This window comes from Streptomyces sp. NPDC091416 (assembly GCF_044756845.1).
Classification (GTDB): domain Bacteria; phylum Actinomycetota; class Actinomycetes; order Streptomycetales; family Streptomycetaceae; genus Streptomyces.
In genome coordinates, this window is record NZ_JBIVTU010000008.1 from 245,991 (window position 1) to 262,642 (window position 16,652).

The window sequence follows — 16,652 nt, forward strand, 5'->3', positions numbered from 1 at the left end:
GCGGGGGGGGGGGGGGCGGGGGGGGCGGGGGGGGGGGGGGGGGCGGGCCCGGGGGCCCCGGGGCGGGGTCCCCGCCCCCGGGGGGGGGGGCCCGGGTCCCCCCCCCCCCGCCGGGTGCCGTTCCGGATCCGTGATGTGGTGGTCGCCGTCAGCCGGGGGTGCCGTCCCGGACGAACGCGTCGCCGTCAGCCGGGGGTGCCGTCCCGGACGAAGGCGTCGCCGTCAGCCGGGGGTGCCGTTCCGGACGAACGCGTCGCCGTCAGCCGGGTCGCCGCCGCCTGCGGGCGTTGCCGCGTCCCTGGCGGCGCTGCCGGGCACGGGCCGCGATGAGACCGTCACCGTGGCGGCGGATGACGTGCGCGGTCGCAGCAGGACCGCGGACACCAGCGCGGCGAGCAGCGTGAGTGCCGCGGCCACGATCAGGCACAGCCGGAGTCCGTCGAGGAAGGCGTCGCCCACCGCGCCCAGGGCCTGGCCGGTGTGCGCGCCCAGGTCCATCCCGGCGACCGCGCCGAGGCCTCCCTCCCGGGCGGTCTCCGCCATGTGCTGCCGGTCGGCTCCGGAGATCCCCGCGTCCGCGAGACGGGCGGGGAAGGTGTCCAGGGCGCGGGAGGTGAGGAGCGCGCCCAGGACGGCCGGGCCCAGTGCGCCGCCGATCTGACGGAAGGCGTTGTTGCCGGCTGCGGCCATGCCTGCCAGGTGCTGGGGAACGGAGGCGACGGCGGTGGCCGTCATGGGCGTCAGGATGCCGCCCATCCCGATGCCCAGCAGGGCCAGCCGCCACGCGAGGGAAGCGAAGGACGTGTCCGCGTCGAGGGTGGTCATCGAGAGCAGCGCGCCGGTGACGACGAGGAGCCCGGCAGTGATCAGGGCGCGGGCGGGAACCCGGTGCATGAGGCGGGAGACGGGGCCGCCGACGACGATGGAGGCGCCCGTGACCACGAGCAGGCGCCAGGCTGCCTGGAGGGTGTCGAGCTGTTGCACCAGGCCGAAGTAGAGGCTCAGCAGGAAGAAGAAGCCGATGAGGCCCAGGAACGTGATCATCGCGACCAGGGTGGTGGCCGTGAACGCCGGGCTGCGGAACAGGGCCAGGTCCAGCATCGGGCTTTCGCTGCGCCGCTCGGCCATGACGAAGAGCACCACGCCGGCCACGGCGATGAACAGCGCCACCAGGACGGTCGCGTCGGTGAAGGAACCGGCACCGCCCTCGATCACGCCGTACACCAGCGCCGTGATCGCCACCGCGGCGGTGATCTGGCCCGGCCAGTCGAGCCGTCGCCCGTGCGGGGCGCGCGAGTCGGTCAGCAGTCGGGCGGCGAAGACCGCCGCGACGAGTGAGACGGGAATGACCAGGAGATAGATCCACCGCCAGTCGGCGTGCTCCAGGACCAGTCCCGCGATCAGCGGGCCGACGGCCAGCGCCATCAGCAGCGAGGTGGCCCACAGGCCGATGAACCGGCCGCGCTCCCGGTGGTCGGGCACCGCATGGCTGATCAGGGCCAGGGTCGTGGGAAGGAGCGCGGCGGCACCGAGTCCGGCGAGTGCCTGGCCGGCCCAGAGCACCTCGATCGACGGCGCCGACAGCGCGACGGCGGCACCGGCGGCGGAGAACAACAGACCTGCCTGGAAGACCTTCTTGCGCCCGTGGACGTCGCCGACCACACCGGCGGTCAGAATGAACGCGGCCATGGGCAGCACGAACGCGTCCTGGACCCAGGACAGTTGGGCCGTCGACGCGTCGAGTGCCGCCTGGATGGCCGGCAGGCTCACGGCGACGGTGGTCACCGGCAAGTAGGCGACGAAGACGCCCAGGCAGGCCATGACGAGCGTGGCCGTCCGCCGGTCGGGCCGGCTGCTCGCCGCGGGTGTGACGTTCAAGGAAGTACTCCTCTGCGACGCGGAGCGCCGCGGTTGATGTCCGAGGGGGTCCTGTCCGGCGGGCAGCCGGGGCGCCGGCTCGCGTGGGGCGGCCGTTCACCCTGACCGCGCCGTCCGCGCCCGCTACGGGCGCCAGGGCCGGGAAGCGCCAGGCCCCCGCTCCGGAAAGATCCGGACCCCAGCATCGGCGACTGGCGGCAGAACCAACGAAGCAGGCCGGGCCGGCGACGACAAACCTCCATGGACAGCCGTCGTCATGCCACACTTCCCCCGTGATCGACGACGTGGACCTGAGAATCCTCCGTACGCTCCGTCGCGCACCGCGCGCCCCGTTCCGGCTCGTCGGCGAGGTGGTCGGGGTGTCGGAGCAGACGGCGGCGCGCCGCTATCAGGCCCTGCGCCGGGCGGGTGTGATGCGGGTCGTGGGCCTGGTCGATCCGGCCGTGCACGGTGAGGCGCAGTGGGTCGCCCGCATCCGCTGCCGCCCCGACCGGGTCGCTCCGCTCGCCGACACTCTGGCCCGACGGCCCGACATCGCTTACGTGGGCATCGCCTCGGGCGGTTCGGAGATCATCTGCGTCATCCGCTCACCGCTCCACGCCCCGCGCCAGGACATGCTGCTCCGGCAGCTTCCCCGGTCCACGGCCGTCCTCGACGTGAGCATCGATCTGCTCATCCATCCGTTCGGCGACCCCCGCACGGCCGGCTGGACCGGCTACGGCGGACACCTCACCGCCGGGCAGGAACGGCTGCTGGCCGGCAGCCCGTCCCCCGTCCCGGACGGCCCGCTCCTCCCTCTCACCGCACAGGACGGCCCGCTGCTCGACGCCCTCGCCGAGGACGGCCGTACCTCGCACACACAGCTGGCCGGAGCAACCGGCTGGTCCAAGGGCCGCGTCGCCCGCCGGCTGGAGTCCCTGGAGACGTCCGGCACCCTCTCGTACGACATCGACCTGCTGCCGGAGCACCTCGGCTACCACCTCAACGCCACCCTCTGGCTGCGCGTGGCACCCGCGCGTCTGGAGAGCGCCGGAAACGAGATCGCCCGTCACGAAGAGGTCGCGTTCGCCGCCGCGACCAGTGGCGACCACAACGTGATGGCCATTGTCATCTGCCGCGACGCGGAGGAGTTCTACCGCTATCTGACCACGCGCCTGGCGGCCGTCCCCGGCGTCGACGCCTATGGGGTCAGCATCCGGGTGCGCCGCCTCAAGCAGGCCGCTTCCCTGATCTCGCACGGCCGTCTGGTCCCTCCCGCGCCCGCGTAGGCGCGGGACGGGCCGCCGGCCGTCAGATGAAGTTCATGGCGGCGGCCCCGCCCACTCCCCCGAGCACCATGAACGCCGGCATCAGCACCTTCAGCTCCACCCAGCTGCCGGCCCTGAACCGCATGGCCTTCGGCGGGCCGATCGGGTACCAGCGCTTGCGGCCGACCGGGATCGGCCACAGGATCGGGCAGCCGGAGACCGTCAGCGCGTCGCCGATGTCATGGACGAGGGCGCCGAGCACGATGGGCAGGCCGAGCCAGAGGTACTCCTGGCCGGGGGCGTCGAAGAGCCAGTCGGAGCCGTTGCCCGGCTTGTCCAGGACGCCGGCGAGGATCCAGGCGCTGGTCGCGCCGAGCAGCCACACCAGGACGTCGCTGGAGACCCGGGCGGCCCGCCAGAGCAGTCCTTCGACGGCGAGCACCAGGTGGACGAAGAGAATCGCCAGCACCGCCCACCGGCCGCCGGTGATCGCCGCCGCCGAGGCGCCCGCTCCTATCAGGACCGCCCACAGCCAGGTGTGGGTGAGCGTCCGGTGGCCGCCGTTGCGGTTCGAGTCGCCCCGCATCTTCGTGGCCTTGTAGACGGCGTGCGAGAGCTTGTCGACGATCTCGCAGAGGCCGCGGGAGATGGGGCCGAAGGCGCGCGAGATGGTCGCCGACTTGTGGTCGAGGTCCGGGGCGAGCGCCGCGCCGGCGGTGATCAGCGCGCCGACGACCAGGACGGGCCACGGCATGGCGTGGCCCGCGGCCGCCGCCGCCGCGCCCACCCCCAGCCAGGCCGCTGCCCCTGACAGAGAGTGTGCCGGTCCCATCATGGCTGTTTCCGCCCCCGTAGGTGTCGTGAGGTGCGACAGGCATCGCCTGTGCGCATGTTCCGGCCATCATCGTTGTGGTGCGGCCGAGTTGAGTGGGCAGCGTATCGTCCGTGATCTTCGTACCGTCGTCCGGTTCCCTCATCGGGGTGGAAGACAGGCAAGATGGGGGCGTGACCCTTATCGATCAGCTGCCCCCGACCGACGACCCCGACGCCCTCTTCGAGGCTTTCTCGTCATGGACCGAGACGCAGGGGATCACCCTCTATCCCGCTCAGGAGGAGGCGCTGATCGAGGTGGTCTCCGGGGCCAACGTGATCCTTTCCACACCCACCGGGTCCGGAAAGAGCCTGGTCGCGGCCGGTGCGCACTTCACCGCGCTGGCCCAGGACAAGGTCACCTTCTACACCGCTCCGATCAAGGCCCTGGTCTCGGAGAAGTTCTTCGACCTGTGCAAGCTGTTCGGCACGGAGAACGTCGGCATGCTCACCGGCGACGCCTCGGTCAACGCCGACGCACCGGTGATCTGCTGCACCGCGGAAGTGCTGGCGTCCATCGCGCTGCGTGACGGAAAGTACGCGGACATCGGCCAGGTCGTGATGGACGAGTTCCACTTCTACGCGGAGCAGGACCGCGGCTGGGCGTGGCAGATTCCGATCCTGGAGCTGCCGCAGGCCCAGTTCGTCCTGATGTCGGCCACGCTCGGCGACGTCCGGATGTTCGAGGAGGACCTGACCCGCCGCACCGGCCGCCCGACCTCCGTGGTGCGCTCGGCGACCCGGCCGGTCCCGCTCAGCTACGAGTACCGGCTGACGCCGATCACCGAGACGATCACCGAGCTGCTGGACACCCGGCAGTCGCCGGTCTACATCGTGCACTTCACGCAGGCCGCGGCCGTCGAGCGGGCGCAGTCGCTGATGAGCATCAACATGTGCACCAAGGAGGAGAAGGAGAAGATCGCCGATCTCATCGGCAACTTCCGCTTCACCACCAAGTTCGGCCAGAACCTCTCCCGTTACGTACGCCACGGCATCGGGGTGCATCACGCGGGCATGCTGCCGAAGTACCGGCGGCTGGTCGAGAAGCTCGCCCAGGCGGGGCTCCTGAAGGTCATCTGCGGGACGGACACGCTCGGCGTCGGCGTCAACGTGCCCATCCGCACGGTGCTGTTCACCGCCCTCACCAAGTACGACGGCACCCGGGTGCGGACCCTGCGGGCCCGTGAGTTCCACCAGATCGCGGGCCGGGCGGGCCGGGCCGGGTTCGACACGGCGGGCTTCGTCGTCGCGCAGGCCCCCGAGCACGTCGTGGAGAACGAGAAGGCGGTCAAGAAGGCCGGCGACGACCCGAAGAAGAAGCGCAAGGTCGTCCGCAAGAAGGCGCCCGAGGGCTTCGTCGCCTGGTCGGAGACCACCTTCGACAAGCTGATCCAGTCCGATCCCGAGCCGCTGACCTCCCGTTTCCGGGTCACGCACACCATGCTCCTCTCGGTGATCGCACGTCCCGGCAACGCATTCGACGCCATGCGCCACCTCCTGGAGGACAATCACGAGCCGCGCAGGGCGCAGCTGCGCCACATCCGCCGGGCGATCGCGATCTACCGGTCGCTGCTGGACGGCGGCGTGGTGGAGCGGCTGGACAAGCCCGACGCGGAGGGCCGCATCGTGCGGCTCACCGTCGATCTGCAGCAGGACTTCGCGCTGAACCAGCCGCTGTCCACGTTCGCGCTCGCCGCGTTCGAGCTGCTGGACGCCGACTCGCCGTCGTACGCGCTGGACATGGTCTCCGTGGTGGAGTCGACGCTCGACGACCCGCGCCAGATCCTCGCCGCACAGCAGAACAAGGCGCGCGGTGAGGCGGTCGGGCAGATGAAGGCCGACGGCATCGAGTACGAGGAGCGGATGGAACTCCTCCAGGAGGTCACGTACCCGAAGCCGCTGAGCGAACTGCTGTGGCACGCGTACGACGTCTACCGCCAGAGCCACCCGTGGGTGAGCGACCATCCGGTGTCGCCGAAGTCGGTGATCCGCGACATGTACGAACGCGCCATGACGTTCACGGAGTTCACGTCGAACTATGAGCTGGCCCGCACCGAGGGCATCGTGCTGCGGTATCTCGCGAGCGCGTACAAGGCGCTGGAGCACACCATCCCGGACGACATCAAGTCCGAGGACCTGGAAGACCTCATCGCCTGGCTCGGCGAGATGGTCCGTCAGGTCGACTCCAGTCTCCTCGACGAGTGGGAGCAGCTCGCCAACCCCGAGGTGGAGACGGCGGAGCAGGCGCAGGACCGGGCCGACGAGGTCAAGCCGGTCACGGCCAACGCGCGCGCCTTCCGGGTGCTGGTGCGCAACGCGATGTTCCGCCGGGTCGAGCTGGCCGCGCTGGACCGGGTCCGCGATCTGGGCGAGCTGGACGGGGACGCGGGCTGGGACGAGGACGCGTGGGGCGAGGCGATGGACGCGTACTGGGACGAGTACGAGGAGCTGGGCACCGGTCCCGATGCCCGCGGGCCGAAGCTGCTGAAGATCGACGAGGATGCCGAGCACGGTCTGTGGCGCGTCCGGCAGACGTTCGCCGACCCGAACGGCGACCATGACTGGGGCATCAGCGCCGAGGTCGACCTGGCCGCGTCGGACGAGGAGGGCCGGGCGGTCGTCCGGGTGACCTCCGTGGGCCAGTTGTGAGCGCGCCCGTACCGGTGGCGCCGCTGCGAGAGTGGAGAAGAACCGCATGACGAACCCCGCCGAGCGCCTGGTCGACCTGCTCGACCTGGAGCGGATCGAGGTCAACATCTTCCGCGGCCGCAGTCCCGAGGAGTCCCTGCAGCGGGTCTTCGGCGGTCAGGTGGCGGGGCAGGCGCTGGTGGCGGCGGGCCGCACCACGGACGGGGACCGGCCGGTGCATTCGCTGCACGCCTACTTCCTGCGGCCGGGCCGTCCCGGGGTGCCGATCGTCTACGAGGTCGAGCGCGTCAGGGACGGCCGGTCGTTCACGACCCGCCGGGTGACGGCCGTGCAGCAGGGCCGGACGATCTTCAATCTGACGGCGTCGTTCCACCGCCCGGAGGAGGCGGGCTTCGAGCACCAGTTGCCGCCGGCCCGTGTCGTGCCCGGTCCCGACGAGCTGCCGACGGTCGCCGACGAGGTGCGTGAGCACCTGGGCGGACTGCCGGAGGCGCTGGAACGGATGGCGCGCCGTCAGCCGTTCGACATCCGCTACGTCGACCGGCTGCGCTGGACGCAGGAGGAGATCAGGGACGCGGACCCGCGCAGCGCGGTGTGGATGCGTGCGGTCGGCCCGCTCGGCGACGACCAGCTGGTGCACACCTGTGCGCTGACGTACGCGAGCGACATGACGCTGCTGGACGCGGTGCGCATCCCGGTGGAGCCGCTGTGGGGGCCGCGCGGCTTCGACATGGCGTCGCTGGACCACGCGATGTGGTTCCACCGGCCGTTCCGGGCCGACGAGTGGTTCCTGTACGACCAGGAGTCGCCCGTGGCGACCGGCGGGCGGGGACTGGCGCGCGGCAGGATCTACGACCGCGAGGGCAATCTGCTGGTGTCGGTGGTGCAGGAGGGACTGTTCCGGCGGCTGGGCGAGCAGCGGTCCTGACGGCCGCCGGGGGCGCGTGCCCGCTCGTACGGCTCAGGTACCCGGCAGCGGGTCCTGTTCGACGTCGTGCCGGCGGGTGCGGATGTCCGGCGGAGCCGGGTGCAGTTTGGCATCGCAGGAGGGGCCGAGGCCGGTGCGGCGCGAGGCCGTGCCGGTGAGCGGACGCCCGCACATGCGGCAGCGGACCGGACGGCGGCCGGTGGCCGCGGCGGTGCCGGGCAGCGGTTCGGCGTCGGGGGCGGGTTCCGGGGGCTCCATGCGTCGATCATCCCAGGGGCCGGGGGCTTCGGGCTTCGCGCTGCCCGGGTTGTGGGGGCTCCCCGCGTCACGCCTTCCCGGAACCCGTCTACCCTTCGACTTCCGGTCGCGCACAATGGAGGAGTCGCCCGTGACCAACGCCCTGCACGTATTGGCCCTTCCCACGAACCCGAAAGCAGGCGGCGTGGTCCGTCCGGGCGTGGCCGAAGGCTTCGGCCACGCCGTCGTCGGCTCGTCCCCGGGCCGGTCCGACGTGGTCGCGTACCTGGAGCGCGAGCTGCCGCCGGGTGGCATACCGGCGTATCTCGCGGCGCGGAAGGACGGTGCCCGTTCCTTCGTGCTGTGGGCCGAGCCGGAGCGCCGTACCCGGCTGGCCACGCTCGTCACCACGTCGGCGGGCAACGGCGTCTCGGAGTATCAGGTGTGGGGCGGGCAGGGTGAGCTCCTCGGCACGTTCGTACGGGAGAAGGCGCTGTCCGGCAAGGGGCTGCGCACGCGCTGGACCGTCGCCCAGGCGGGCTGCCCGGAGGCCGTCGGGTTCAAGGGCCGGATCTTCTGGTGGTCCGTGTGGTGGCCGCTGTTCCCTCTGTGGGTGCTCATCGGCGTGGCGAGCCTCTTCGGCGGCGGCGGCGACGTGCCGCGAGGCCCGCGGCGCATCATCTGGCGGGCCGGCCGGGAAGCCCCTCTGGAATACCGGTCCGACGACCGGGTCGTCGTGCACGCCCCGTGGGTCGACCAGCGGCTGGCGGCCGCGCTCGCCGCGGTGGTCCGTTCGTTCGACAGCTGGATCGGCACGCCGTGGGACGACAAGAAGAAGTGACGGCCCGCGGCCGGCCGGACCGGCCGGTCCTCGCGCTTCCTCCCTCGCACCGTTAGGCCATTGGACGGATACCGCGGTCCCCGGCCCGCTGCGGGCGCGCGCCTGACCGCGCTGCCTCGCCCCCGCCGCGGAAGGTGGTCGCGGGCGGTGTTCCGCGGGCCGCGACCGCAGCCCCGGGCACCGGAGGGATGTCGTCCGAGGAGGCGCGGTTATGACGGCCGATCAGGTGCTCATGGGTCTGGGACTGATCGTGGTGCTCGCAGTCGCCTCGCAGCTGCTGGCGAACCGGCTGCGTGTCCCGGCGCTGCTCGTCCTGCTGCCGGTCGGCTTCACCGCCGGGGCACTCATCGACTCCGTCGACCCCGAACGGCTCCTGGGGGCCGCCTTCTCCCCGCTGGTGTCCCTGGCGGTGGCGGTGATCCTGTACGACGCCGGGCTCGGCCTGGACCTCAAATGGCTCAAGAACCACACACGCAGGGTCGTGCGCCGGCTGCTCCTGCTCGGGACGGTGCTCACCGTGGTGTCGGCCGCGTTGTTCGCCGTACCGGTCCTGGACATGTCCATGGGGGCGGCGGTGATGCTCGCCTCGATTCTGGTCGTCTCCGGGCCGACCGTTGTCGGGCCGTTGCTGGCCTTCGTCAGGCCCACGGAGCGGTTGCAGCGCATCCTCATCTGGGAGGGCTCGCTGATCGATCCGGTGGGCGGCATCCTGGGGGCGCTCGTCTTCCACGCGGTTCTCGTGGGCGAGCGGCCGGGGTTCGGGCGCCAGGTGGGCGAGTTCGCGGCCAGTGCGGCGGTGGGCGTCGCCGGTGGGGCGATCGGCGCCGGTGTGCTGTGGCTGCTGCTCCGGCGGGTGCGGCTCAGTGAGGAGCTGGCCACCTCGGTACAGCTCGCCGCCGTGATCGGCATGGCAACGGCGTGTGACGCGCTGCGCGACGACACGGGCCTGATCTCCGCCGTCGTGATGGGGATGGCCATGGCCAATCTCCCGGGTCTGGACCTCCCCGCGCGGCGGCCCTTCTTCGACACGCTCGTCTCACTGATCATCGGTCTGCTGTTCGTCTCCATCTCGGCCACGGTCACCCCGTCGTCGCTGCGGCACGTGGTGCTGCCGTCGCTCGCGCTGGTCGCCCTCCTCGTCCTGGTGACCCGGCCGCTGGTGGCGCACCTGGCGACGCTGCGTACCGATGTGCCGCGCGGCGAACGGTGGTTCATCGGCTGGATGGCCCCGCGCGGCATCGTCGCCGCGGCCACGGCGTCCACGTTCTCGGCCGATCTGATCGACAAGGACGTCACGGGCGCCGAACGCATCCTGCCCGCCACCTTCGTCGTGATCGTCGCCACCGTGATGCTGTACGGCCTGACGGCGTTCCCGGTCGCCCGGCGGCTCGGGGTGCTGCGTCCGGCCCGGTCCCGGCCGCTGCTCGTCGGCGGCGCGCCGTGGGCGGTCGACCTGGCGTGTGCCCTGCGTACGGCGGGGCTGGACGTCCTGATGTGGGCCGGCGCGGAGGGCGAGCGGAAGCGGATCGTGGAGGCCGGGCTGAAGCTGGCCCCCGGTGAACTGCTCGCCGCGGCGACCGGCGCCGGCGCGGAGCTCGAAGGGATCACCGGAGTGCTGCTGCTCACGGACGAGAACGACTTCAACGCCCTGGCCTCGACGACCCTGCGCGAGAGCGTCGACGGTCCGGTCCACCGGCTCGCCTCTCCCTCGGCGAGCCACGGGGTGGTCGCGCCGTACACGGGCGGTGAGTCGCTGTTCGGTGGCGGTCTCACCGGACCCGAGCTCGCCCGCCGGTACGAGGCAGGTGCCCGCGTGGTGGCGCGACCGGCCGGCAGCGCGCTCCCCGACCGTCATGTGCTGCTGTTCGTGGTGAGTCCGGACAAGCGGCTCGACCCGGTCACCGACACCCTGACGCCGCCTGCGGGCGCAGGCGACACCGTCATCCTCCTGAGCCCGCCCACCGGCGTGCTCACCGGCTGATCGCCGTGGCACGGCCGGCCACCGGCCGGACAGGGTGACCCGAACCCCGATCGACCCCACCGCGCTGCCGCCCCCGGATTTCCTTCAGGACGGGGCGGCACGAGGATTCCCGAGCCGAGGAGACAACGAGCATGTCGGCCGAACCCGCCGGAGCGTCCGCCGCCCGGCAGCCCGATCCCACCGGAGCCCCCGCCGCCCCGCACCCCGATCCCGCCGCCCTGATCCGCACGCGCGGCTACGCGGTCCTGCTGCTGATCGTGGCGGTGCTGGGAGTCCCGGTCTCGGCGGGGGCCTTCGGCTTCCTCGCTCTCGTCTCCGAACTGCAGTCGCTGACGTACGACGACCTGCCCGAGGCCCTCGGTTTCGACGGGACGCCCTCGTGGTGGCCGGTTCCGCTGATCGGCGTGGCGGGGCTGCTGACGGGGCTGGCCATCCGGTACCTCCCGGGAGACGGCGGGCACAAGCCGGCCGAAGGGCTGGTGAGCACCGGCCCGCCGCCGGCCGCGCAGCTGCCCGGCATCGCTCTCGCCGCCATCGCCTCCCTCGGTCTGGGCGCGGTGCTGGGCCCGGAGGCACCGCTGATCGCGCTGGGCGGGGGCGTGGCCGTGTACGCGGTGCGGCTGATCAAGCCGGACATCGATCCGGGGGCGAGCGCGCTGGTGGGGGCCGCGGGCAGCTTCGCCGCCGTCAGCGCCCTGCTGGGTTCGCCGCTGCTCGGCGCGTTCCTGCTGATGGAGGCTTCGGGGCTGGCCGGGATGATGCTGGGCGTGGCGCTCGTCCCCGGGCTCCTGGCGGCCGGGATCGGTTCGCTGATCTTCACGGGTCTCGGCTCGTGGACGGGGCTGGGGACGTACTCACTGGCGCTGCACAAGGTTCCGCCGGCCGATGGACCCACCGTCGCCGAGTTCGGCTGGGCCGTCGCCCTCGGGCTGGGGGCCGCACTGGTGGGCTCGGGGATCCGCCGGCTGGCGCTGTTCCTTCAGCCGCGGGTCGAGCGCCGGAGGGTGGTGGCCACCACGGTGATGGGCCTCGCCGTCGGCGTGCTGGCACTCGTGTACGCCGAGATCAGCGGGAATTCCGCGTCGCAGGTGCTGTACTCGGGCGAGCACGCGCTGGATCCGCTGCTGGCCGACGCCGCGACGTACTCGGCGGCCACCCTCGTGGTCCTCATCGTCTGCAAGTCGCTTGCCTACTGCGCGTCCTTGAGCGCGTTCCGGGGTGGTCCCGTCTTCCCGGCCATGTTCGCCGGTGCGGCGGGAGGCCTCGCGCTCTCCCATCTCCCGGGGCTGAACCCGACCTCCGGGTTCGCCATGGGGATCGGGGCGATGTGCGTGGCGATGCTGAAGCTCCCGATGACGTCGGTGCTGCTGGCCACGCTGCTCCTGGGGTCCGAGGGACTCACGGTCATGCCGCTCGTGATCGTCTCGGTGGTCGTCTCCTACGTCGTCACGCTCAGGATCACGCCGCCGCCTGCGGCGTTCACCACGCAGCCGCCCGCGTCGTAGCGACATCGCCGGCGGCCGCGACATGTCCTCTTGTCAGACCCGCTCGCGTTCTCCCCACCCCGCGCAGAGCGCCCAGATGATGAAGATGTCCAGCGCGATGAGCACGATCGACCACAGCGGGTAGTACGGCAGCCAGATGAAGTTGGCGAGTGCGCCGAGTCCGGCGAGGACGACACCGACGGCACGGGCCCAGGCGGCCCCGGTGAACAGGGCGCAGCCGGCGAGAACGATGACGATGCCGAGAACGAGGTGGATCCAGCCCCAGCCGGTCAGGTTGAACTGGAACACGTAGTTGCGGGTGGCGACGAAGACGTCGTCCTTGGCGATGGCGGCGATCCCCTGGAAGATCGCCATGGCGCCACCGAAGATCATCAGGATGGCGGCGAAAGCGGTCCAGCCGGTGCGGAGCGGGTGGGAGGGCTCCGTGTCGGCGCTCCGCGCCGTCCCTGGCTGCTTGCTGGTACTGGCCATGTCGGCCTCCTCGGGTAGCGGAACCACCCGGCAGGACCGAAGCGCCCCGGCCGGGCGTCCCCAAGGACAAGCCTGGCACGGCGGCGCGCGTCCGGCAGCGCGGGGAAACCCGGCGCTGTCGCGGGGCGGCTCCCCCATTCTCTCCAGATGGAGATAGCATCTCCATCATGAGAAACGAGGCCGGAGCCGTGGAGGCCGGGCTCGCGGTGCGCCTGGGCGAGCTGCGGATGGAACGGGGCTGGTCGCTGGACGAGCTGGCCCGGCGCAGCGGGCTGAGCCGCTCGACCCTTTCGCGGCTCGAACGCGGCGAGCTGAGCCCGACGGCCGCCCAGCTCGGCCGGCTGTGCAGCGTCCACGAGCGGACCATGTCGCGGTTGCTGATGGAGGTGGAGGCCCAGCCGCCGCAGCTGGTGCCCGCCGGGCGGCAGGCGGTGTGGCGGGACGAGTCGACGGGCTTCGTCCGCCGGTCGGTCTCGCCCCCGCACGCGGGACTGCGCGCGGAGGTGATCGAGGGCCTGCTGGACCCGGGTGCCGTGATCGCGTACGAGAATCCTCCGGTGCCCGGACTGGAGCAGCACATCTGGGTCCTGGAGGGGACGCTGGAGGTCACCGTCGACGCCACCGCGCACACGGTCGGCCCGGGCGACTGTCTCCGGTTCCGGCTGCGCGGCCCCTCGCGTTTCCACTGTCCGGGCCCGGAGCGGGTCCGGTACGCACTGATGATCGTCGCACCGTGAAAGGACCTGCCGCATGACCGAGATCGTTCCGGTGTCCGGACCCGAACTGGTCACGTACGCCGATGAGCTGGCCGCCCTCCTCGTGGAGACGGTCGACGGCGGATCGTCCGTGGGCTTCCTCGCCCCGCTCGACCGGCAGGCCGCCGCGTCCTGGTGGCGGGAGCGTGCCGGTGCCGTGGACGCGGGGCAGCACCGGGTATGGATCGCCCGGGACGGTGAGCGGATCGCGGGCACCATCGGCCTGGTCCGCGCGGCGCTGCCCAACGCCCGTCATCGCGCGGAGGTCGCCAAGCTGATGGTCCGTCCGTCGGCACGGGGCCAGGGCCTCGGCAGGCGGCTGCTGGGTGCGGTGGAGCGCTCGGCGGCGGAGGACGGCGTGACGCTGATGGTTCTGGACACGGAGAGCGGCAGTCCGGCCGAGCGGCTGTACCGCTCGGCCGGCTGGACGGAGTGCGGTTCCGTTCCCGACTACGCCGCCGACCCGGCCGGTGTCCTGAAGCCGACCACCTTCTACTACAAGGCGGTCGGCCGGGACGGCGCCGGGTCCGTTCAGGCGGTGAGCCCCCCGACGTCCTTGTAGGCGACGCCGTCCTTCATGACCAGCAGGATGTTCTCCGGGTCGCCGAGAGCCCGGATGTCGTCGAGCGGGTTGCCGCGGGCGATCACGACGTCGGCGCGTTTGCCCGGCTCCAGAGTGCCGATCTCGGCGGCGAGACCGAGGAGTTCGGCCGCCTCGGCGGTTCCGGCCCGCAACGCGCCCATGGGAGTCATGCCGCAGTCCACGAGATGGCCGAGCTCGCGCAGGTTGGTGCCGTGCTCGGCGATGCCGCAGTCGGTGCCCATCGCGATCCGCACCCCCCGCTCGATGGCGCGCGGGATGTGCCGGCCGGCCACGTCCTGCCAGTGCTTCTTCTTCGCGTACGCCCAGGGCGCCGCCTTCCCGGGGTCCGGGTCGGTCCGGGCGGTGGTCAGCGTCGGCACGAGGAAGGTGCCCCGCTCCAGCATCAGGCCGATGGCCTCGTCGTCGATCTCGTAGCCGTGCTCGACGCTGGCGACGCCGCCCCGCACCGCGTTGAGGATCCCGCCCCGGCCCTGGGCGTGGGCGGCCACCTTCTTGCCCCGGTGCCCGGCGGCGATCTCCGTGATCGTACGGATCTCGTCCTCCAGGAACCCGTCGTCGTCGGGCTGGTCGGTCGGGCTCCACACGCCGCCGGTCGCCGCGATCTTGACGCAGTCGGCGCCCTGGCGCAGCACCTCGCGGACCGCCCGGCGGCATTCGGCGGGTCCGTCGGCCAGCCGGCCCATGGCGTTCTCGTGGGGACGGTGGTCGTTGCCGGGCCGGAAGTCGCCGTGCCCGCCGGTCGGGCTGAGCATGGACACGGCGACCTGGAGCCGGGGGCCGACGAGCAGGCCGGTTTCGACGGCCCGCCGGTGTCCGGCGTCCGCACCGCCGAGGTCCCGTGCGGTGGTGACCCCGGCTTCGAGGGTCAGCTTCATCCGGGGGCCGGCCAGGAGGGTGAGCAGGCTGTGCGGCAGGGCGGCGATCTCGGCGTGGCTCATCGCCGTCCCGGGCGCGGCCATGTGGACGTGGCAGTCGATGAACCCCGGGAGAATCGCGTCTCCGCGTATGTCGATCCGCCGGGTCGCGGCCGTTGTCGTGGGGCTGTCCCCGGTCCGGCCCGCCCAGCGGACGCGCCCGTCCTCGATGAGGACCGCTCCGTCGTGGACCGGGTCGCCCCCGGTGCCGTCGATGAGCAGGCCGTTGTGCAGGAGTACGGAGGTGGTGGGGGCGGGCATGGCGCGGTTCCTTCCGTGGAGGGGGTTCAAGGGGGCTGGGCCGGGGTTCAGTCGGCGGACTTCGCGGGGCGGGCCACGACCGCGGCCGCGGCGGCGACGAGGACCGAGACCGTGGCGCAGCACCACCACACCGTGGTGTAGGCGTCGATCGTCGGTATCTCGGTGCCCTGGAAGGTGAGGGCGGTGAGGATGGCCGCGAAGACGGCGCCCGCGACGGAACCGCCCACGGTCTTGGCGGTGTTGTAGATGCCGGTGGCGATGGCGGTGCGTTCGTGCGGGCTGGAGTCGACGATCAGGACGGGCATCGCGCTGAGGGCGAGTCCGACGCCCGTGCCGACGATGACGTTGACGACGACGAACTGCCAGGGCTCGTCGTGGGCCGCGATCAGGAACAGGTAGCCGATCGCCATGAGACCGCCGCTGAGTCCGAGGGTGCCGCGTCCGCCGATGAGCCCGAACAGGCGGGAGGCGAGGAGCGAGGCGACGAACGCCATGACGCCGGAGGGCAGCATCAGCCAGGCGATCCCGAGGGCGTCGTACCCGAATCCGTAGCCGACCTTGTCGGCGGGTGAGGAGACGAACAGCACCAGCGCGGTCTGGGCGCCGAAGAGAGCGGTGCCGAGCAGGAAGCTCGCCGCGTAGACGGGGAGCAGGGTGCGCCGCACGGTGAGGCGGATGTCGACGATCGGCTCGGCGACGCGGAGTTCGACCAGGACCCAGGCGGCGAGGGTGAGCGCGGCGACGGTGAACAGGCCGAGGGTGGCCGCGTCGGTCCAGCCCCACTTGGGCCCCTGGGAGATGCCGAGCAGCAGTGTGGCGAGTCCGATGCTGAGGAGTCCGGCCCCGGCCCAGTCGACCCGGCCCCGGGCCCGGGTCCTGGATTCGGGCACCAGGAAGAAGACGACTCCGGCGCACAGGACGGTGGCCGCGGCCGGGATCCACAGGACACCGTGCACGGAAGAGATGGCCTCCCGGAGCAGTCCGGCGACGACCATGCCGGCGCTGGCGCCGAAGGTCAGCGCGCCGACGAGCAGGGCGATGGCGCTGCGGGCGCCGGAGGCGTCGAGCCGGTCGCGGACCAGTCCGATCTCCAGGGGCAGGAGCGCGGCGAGCGGCCCCTGCAGCACCCGGCCGGCCAGCAGCACCTCGAAGGAGGGCGCCCAGGCGACGAGGACGGAGCCGACGGCGAGGCAGAGGACGGCGATGCGCAGGAGCCGTCGGTGGCCGTACATGTCGCCGAGCCGGCCGAACAGCGGCACCGAGACGGCGGCGGCGAGCAGTTGGGCCGCGTTGACCCAGTTGAGGTCGCCCGCACCGACGTCGAGGACGGTGCCGAGTTCGGGCAGCAGGGTCGGCATCATCCCCTGGATGATGCCGCTGGTCAGTTCGACGAAGACCAGGAATCCGACGACCGCGGCGACGCGGGAGGCGCCGAGGCCGGGCGCGCCGGTGCCCGTGGTGGGCTGGATACGCGACATGGGTTCTCCACTTGGGCACGGCCGCGCGCACGG

The 16,652-nt window shown here is 72.2% G+C and carries 14 protein-coding genes; 8 read left to right on the forward strand and 6 right to left on the reverse strand.

Translation table 11 applies throughout. The features are described from left to right. Positions 1 to 222 precede the first annotated feature (222 nt). Positions 223 to 1,878 (reverse strand): MFS transporter, encoded by a 1,656-nt coding sequence (locus tag ACIQMX_RS24390; RefSeq protein ID WP_402481044.1) that lies wholly within the window; start codon positions 1,876 to 1,878, stop codon positions 223 to 225. 272 nt (positions 1,879 to 2,150) lie between these two features. Here ACIQMX_RS24390 and ACIQMX_RS24395 point away from each other — a divergent pair, with 272 nt between their 5' ends. Continuing rightward, positions 2,151 to 3,146, forward strand: coding sequence for an Lrp/AsnC family transcriptional regulator (locus ACIQMX_RS24395; protein ID WP_402481047.1), 996 nt, complete (start codon positions 2,151 to 2,153; stop codon positions 3,144 to 3,146). 22 nt (positions 3,147 to 3,168) lie between these two features. Here ACIQMX_RS24395 and ACIQMX_RS24400 read toward each other — a convergent pair whose 3' ends face one another. Beyond that, a complete protein-coding gene (locus ACIQMX_RS24400; protein WP_363078651.1) occupies positions 3,169 to 3,960 on the reverse strand; it encodes a metal-dependent hydrolase in 792 nt (263 codons plus the stop codon). 170 nt (positions 3,961 to 4,130) lie between these two features. Between ACIQMX_RS24400 and ACIQMX_RS24405 the strand changes: the two genes are divergently transcribed. Both ACIQMX_RS24405 and ACIQMX_RS24410 read left to right on the forward strand, forming a co-directional pair. Beyond that, positions 4,131 to 6,644, forward strand: coding sequence for a DUF3516 domain-containing protein (locus ACIQMX_RS24405; protein ID WP_363078649.1), 2,514 nt, complete (start codon positions 4,131 to 4,133; stop codon positions 6,642 to 6,644). A 46-nt stretch (positions 6,645 to 6,690) separates the two neighbouring features. Continuing rightward, complete coding sequence (locus ACIQMX_RS24410) at positions 6,691 to 7,572, forward strand: acyl-CoA thioesterase II (protein ID WP_363078647.1); 882 nt, start codon at positions 6,691 to 6,693, stop codon at positions 7,570 to 7,572. Between the two features lie 33 nt (positions 7,573 to 7,605). On the opposite strand, the gene ACIQMX_RS24415 is transcribed toward ACIQMX_RS24410, so the two are convergent. After that, on the reverse strand, positions 7,606 to 7,830 hold the full coding sequence (locus tag ACIQMX_RS24415) for a DUF6011 domain-containing protein (protein WP_363078645.1): 225 nt from the start codon (positions 7,828 to 7,830) through the stop codon (positions 7,606 to 7,608). A 130-nt stretch (positions 7,831 to 7,960) separates the two neighbouring features. Here ACIQMX_RS24415 and ACIQMX_RS24420 point away from each other — a divergent pair, with 130 nt between their 5' ends. From ACIQMX_RS24420 to ACIQMX_RS24430, 3 genes are all read left to right on the forward strand, one after another. Further along, on the forward strand, positions 7,961 to 8,650 hold the full coding sequence (locus ACIQMX_RS24420) for a hypothetical protein (RefSeq protein ID WP_402481050.1): 690 nt from the start codon (positions 7,961 to 7,963) through the stop codon (positions 8,648 to 8,650). Positions 8,651 to 8,861: 211 nt separating this feature from the next. Beyond that, positions 8,862 to 10,631 (forward strand): cation:proton antiporter, encoded by a 1,770-nt coding sequence (locus ACIQMX_RS24425; RefSeq protein WP_363078641.1) that lies wholly within the window; start codon positions 8,862 to 8,864, stop codon positions 10,629 to 10,631. A gap of 131 nt (positions 10,632 to 10,762) precedes the next feature. Beyond that, positions 10,763 to 12,136, forward strand: coding sequence for a chloride channel protein (locus ACIQMX_RS24430; protein WP_402481053.1), 1,374 nt, complete (start codon positions 10,763 to 10,765; stop codon positions 12,134 to 12,136). 33 nt (positions 12,137 to 12,169) lie between these two features. Here ACIQMX_RS24430 and ACIQMX_RS24435 read toward each other — a convergent pair whose 3' ends face one another. Next, positions 12,170 to 12,508 carry a hypothetical protein gene (locus ACIQMX_RS24435; protein ID WP_363078655.1) on the reverse strand — a complete coding sequence of 113 codons (339 nt, stop codon included), beginning with the start codon at positions 12,506 to 12,508 and terminating at the stop codon, positions 12,170 to 12,172. A 266-nt stretch (positions 12,509 to 12,774) separates the two neighbouring features. On the opposite strand from ACIQMX_RS24435, the gene ACIQMX_RS24440 reads away from it, so the two are divergent. Together ACIQMX_RS24440 and ACIQMX_RS24445 are read left to right on the forward strand one after the other, a co-directional pair. Beyond that, on the forward strand, positions 12,775 to 13,344 hold the full coding sequence (locus tag ACIQMX_RS24440) for a helix-turn-helix domain-containing protein (RefSeq protein ID WP_402481056.1): 570 nt from the start codon (positions 12,775 to 12,777) through the stop codon (positions 13,342 to 13,344). 13 nt (positions 13,345 to 13,357) lie between these two features. Further along, a complete protein-coding gene (locus ACIQMX_RS24445) occupies positions 13,358 to 13,924 on the forward strand; it encodes a GNAT family N-acetyltransferase (RefSeq protein ID WP_402481059.1) in 567 nt (188 codons plus the stop codon). Here the strand turns inward: ACIQMX_RS24445 and ACIQMX_RS24450 are convergent. Together ACIQMX_RS24450 and ACIQMX_RS24455 are read right to left on the reverse strand one after the other, a co-directional pair. Beyond that, positions 13,894 to 15,141, reverse strand: a complete 1,248-nt coding sequence (locus ACIQMX_RS24450) for an amidohydrolase family protein (RefSeq protein ID WP_402481061.1) — start codon at positions 15,139 to 15,141, stop codon at positions 13,894 to 13,896. The two genes, ACIQMX_RS24445 and ACIQMX_RS24450, sit on opposite strands and share 31 nt — an antisense overlap. Positions 15,142 to 15,188: 47 nt before the next feature. Further along, positions 15,189 to 16,619, reverse strand: a complete 1,431-nt coding sequence (locus ACIQMX_RS24455) for an MFS transporter (protein ID WP_402481064.1) — start codon at positions 16,617 to 16,619, stop codon at positions 15,189 to 15,191. Positions 16,620 to 16,652 lie beyond the last annotated feature (33 nt).

Excerpts from the sequence above, each read along its gene's own strand:
- ACIQMX_RS24450 (WP_402481061.1), bottom strand. The coding sequence starts at position 15,141 with ATGCCCGCCCCCACCACCTCCGTACTCCTGCACAACGGCCTGCTCATC.
- ACIQMX_RS24400 (WP_363078651.1), bottom strand. The coding sequence starts at position 3,960 with ATGATGGGACCGGCACACTCTCTGTCAGGGGCAGCGGCCTGGCTGGGG.
- ACIQMX_RS24445 (WP_402481059.1), top strand. The coding sequence starts at position 13,358 with ATGACCGAGATCGTTCCGGTGTCCGGACCCGAACTGGTCACGTACGCC.
- ACIQMX_RS24440 (WP_402481056.1), top strand. The coding sequence starts at position 12,775 with ATGAGAAACGAGGCCGGAGCCGTGGAGGCCGGGCTCGCGGTGCGCCTG.
- ACIQMX_RS24425 (WP_363078641.1), top strand. The coding sequence starts at position 8,862 with ATGACGGCCGATCAGGTGCTCATGGGTCTGGGACTGATCGTGGTGCTC.
- ACIQMX_RS24435 (WP_363078655.1), bottom strand. The coding sequence starts at position 12,508 with ATGATCTTCGGTGGCGCCATGGCGATCTTCCAGGGGATCGCCGCCATC.
- ACIQMX_RS24410 (WP_363078647.1), top strand. The coding sequence starts at position 6,691 with ATGACGAACCCCGCCGAGCGCCTGGTCGACCTGCTCGACCTGGAGCGG.
- ACIQMX_RS24455 (WP_402481064.1), bottom strand. The coding sequence starts at position 16,619 with ATGTCGCGTATCCAGCCCACCACGGGCACCGGCGCGCCCGGCCTCGGC.
- ACIQMX_RS24415 (WP_363078645.1), bottom strand. The coding sequence starts at position 7,830 with ATGGAGCCCCCGGAACCCGCCCCCGACGCCGAACCGCTGCCCGGCACC.
- ACIQMX_RS24430 (WP_402481053.1), top strand. The coding sequence starts at position 10,763 with ATGTCGGCCGAACCCGCCGGAGCGTCCGCCGCCCGGCAGCCCGATCCC.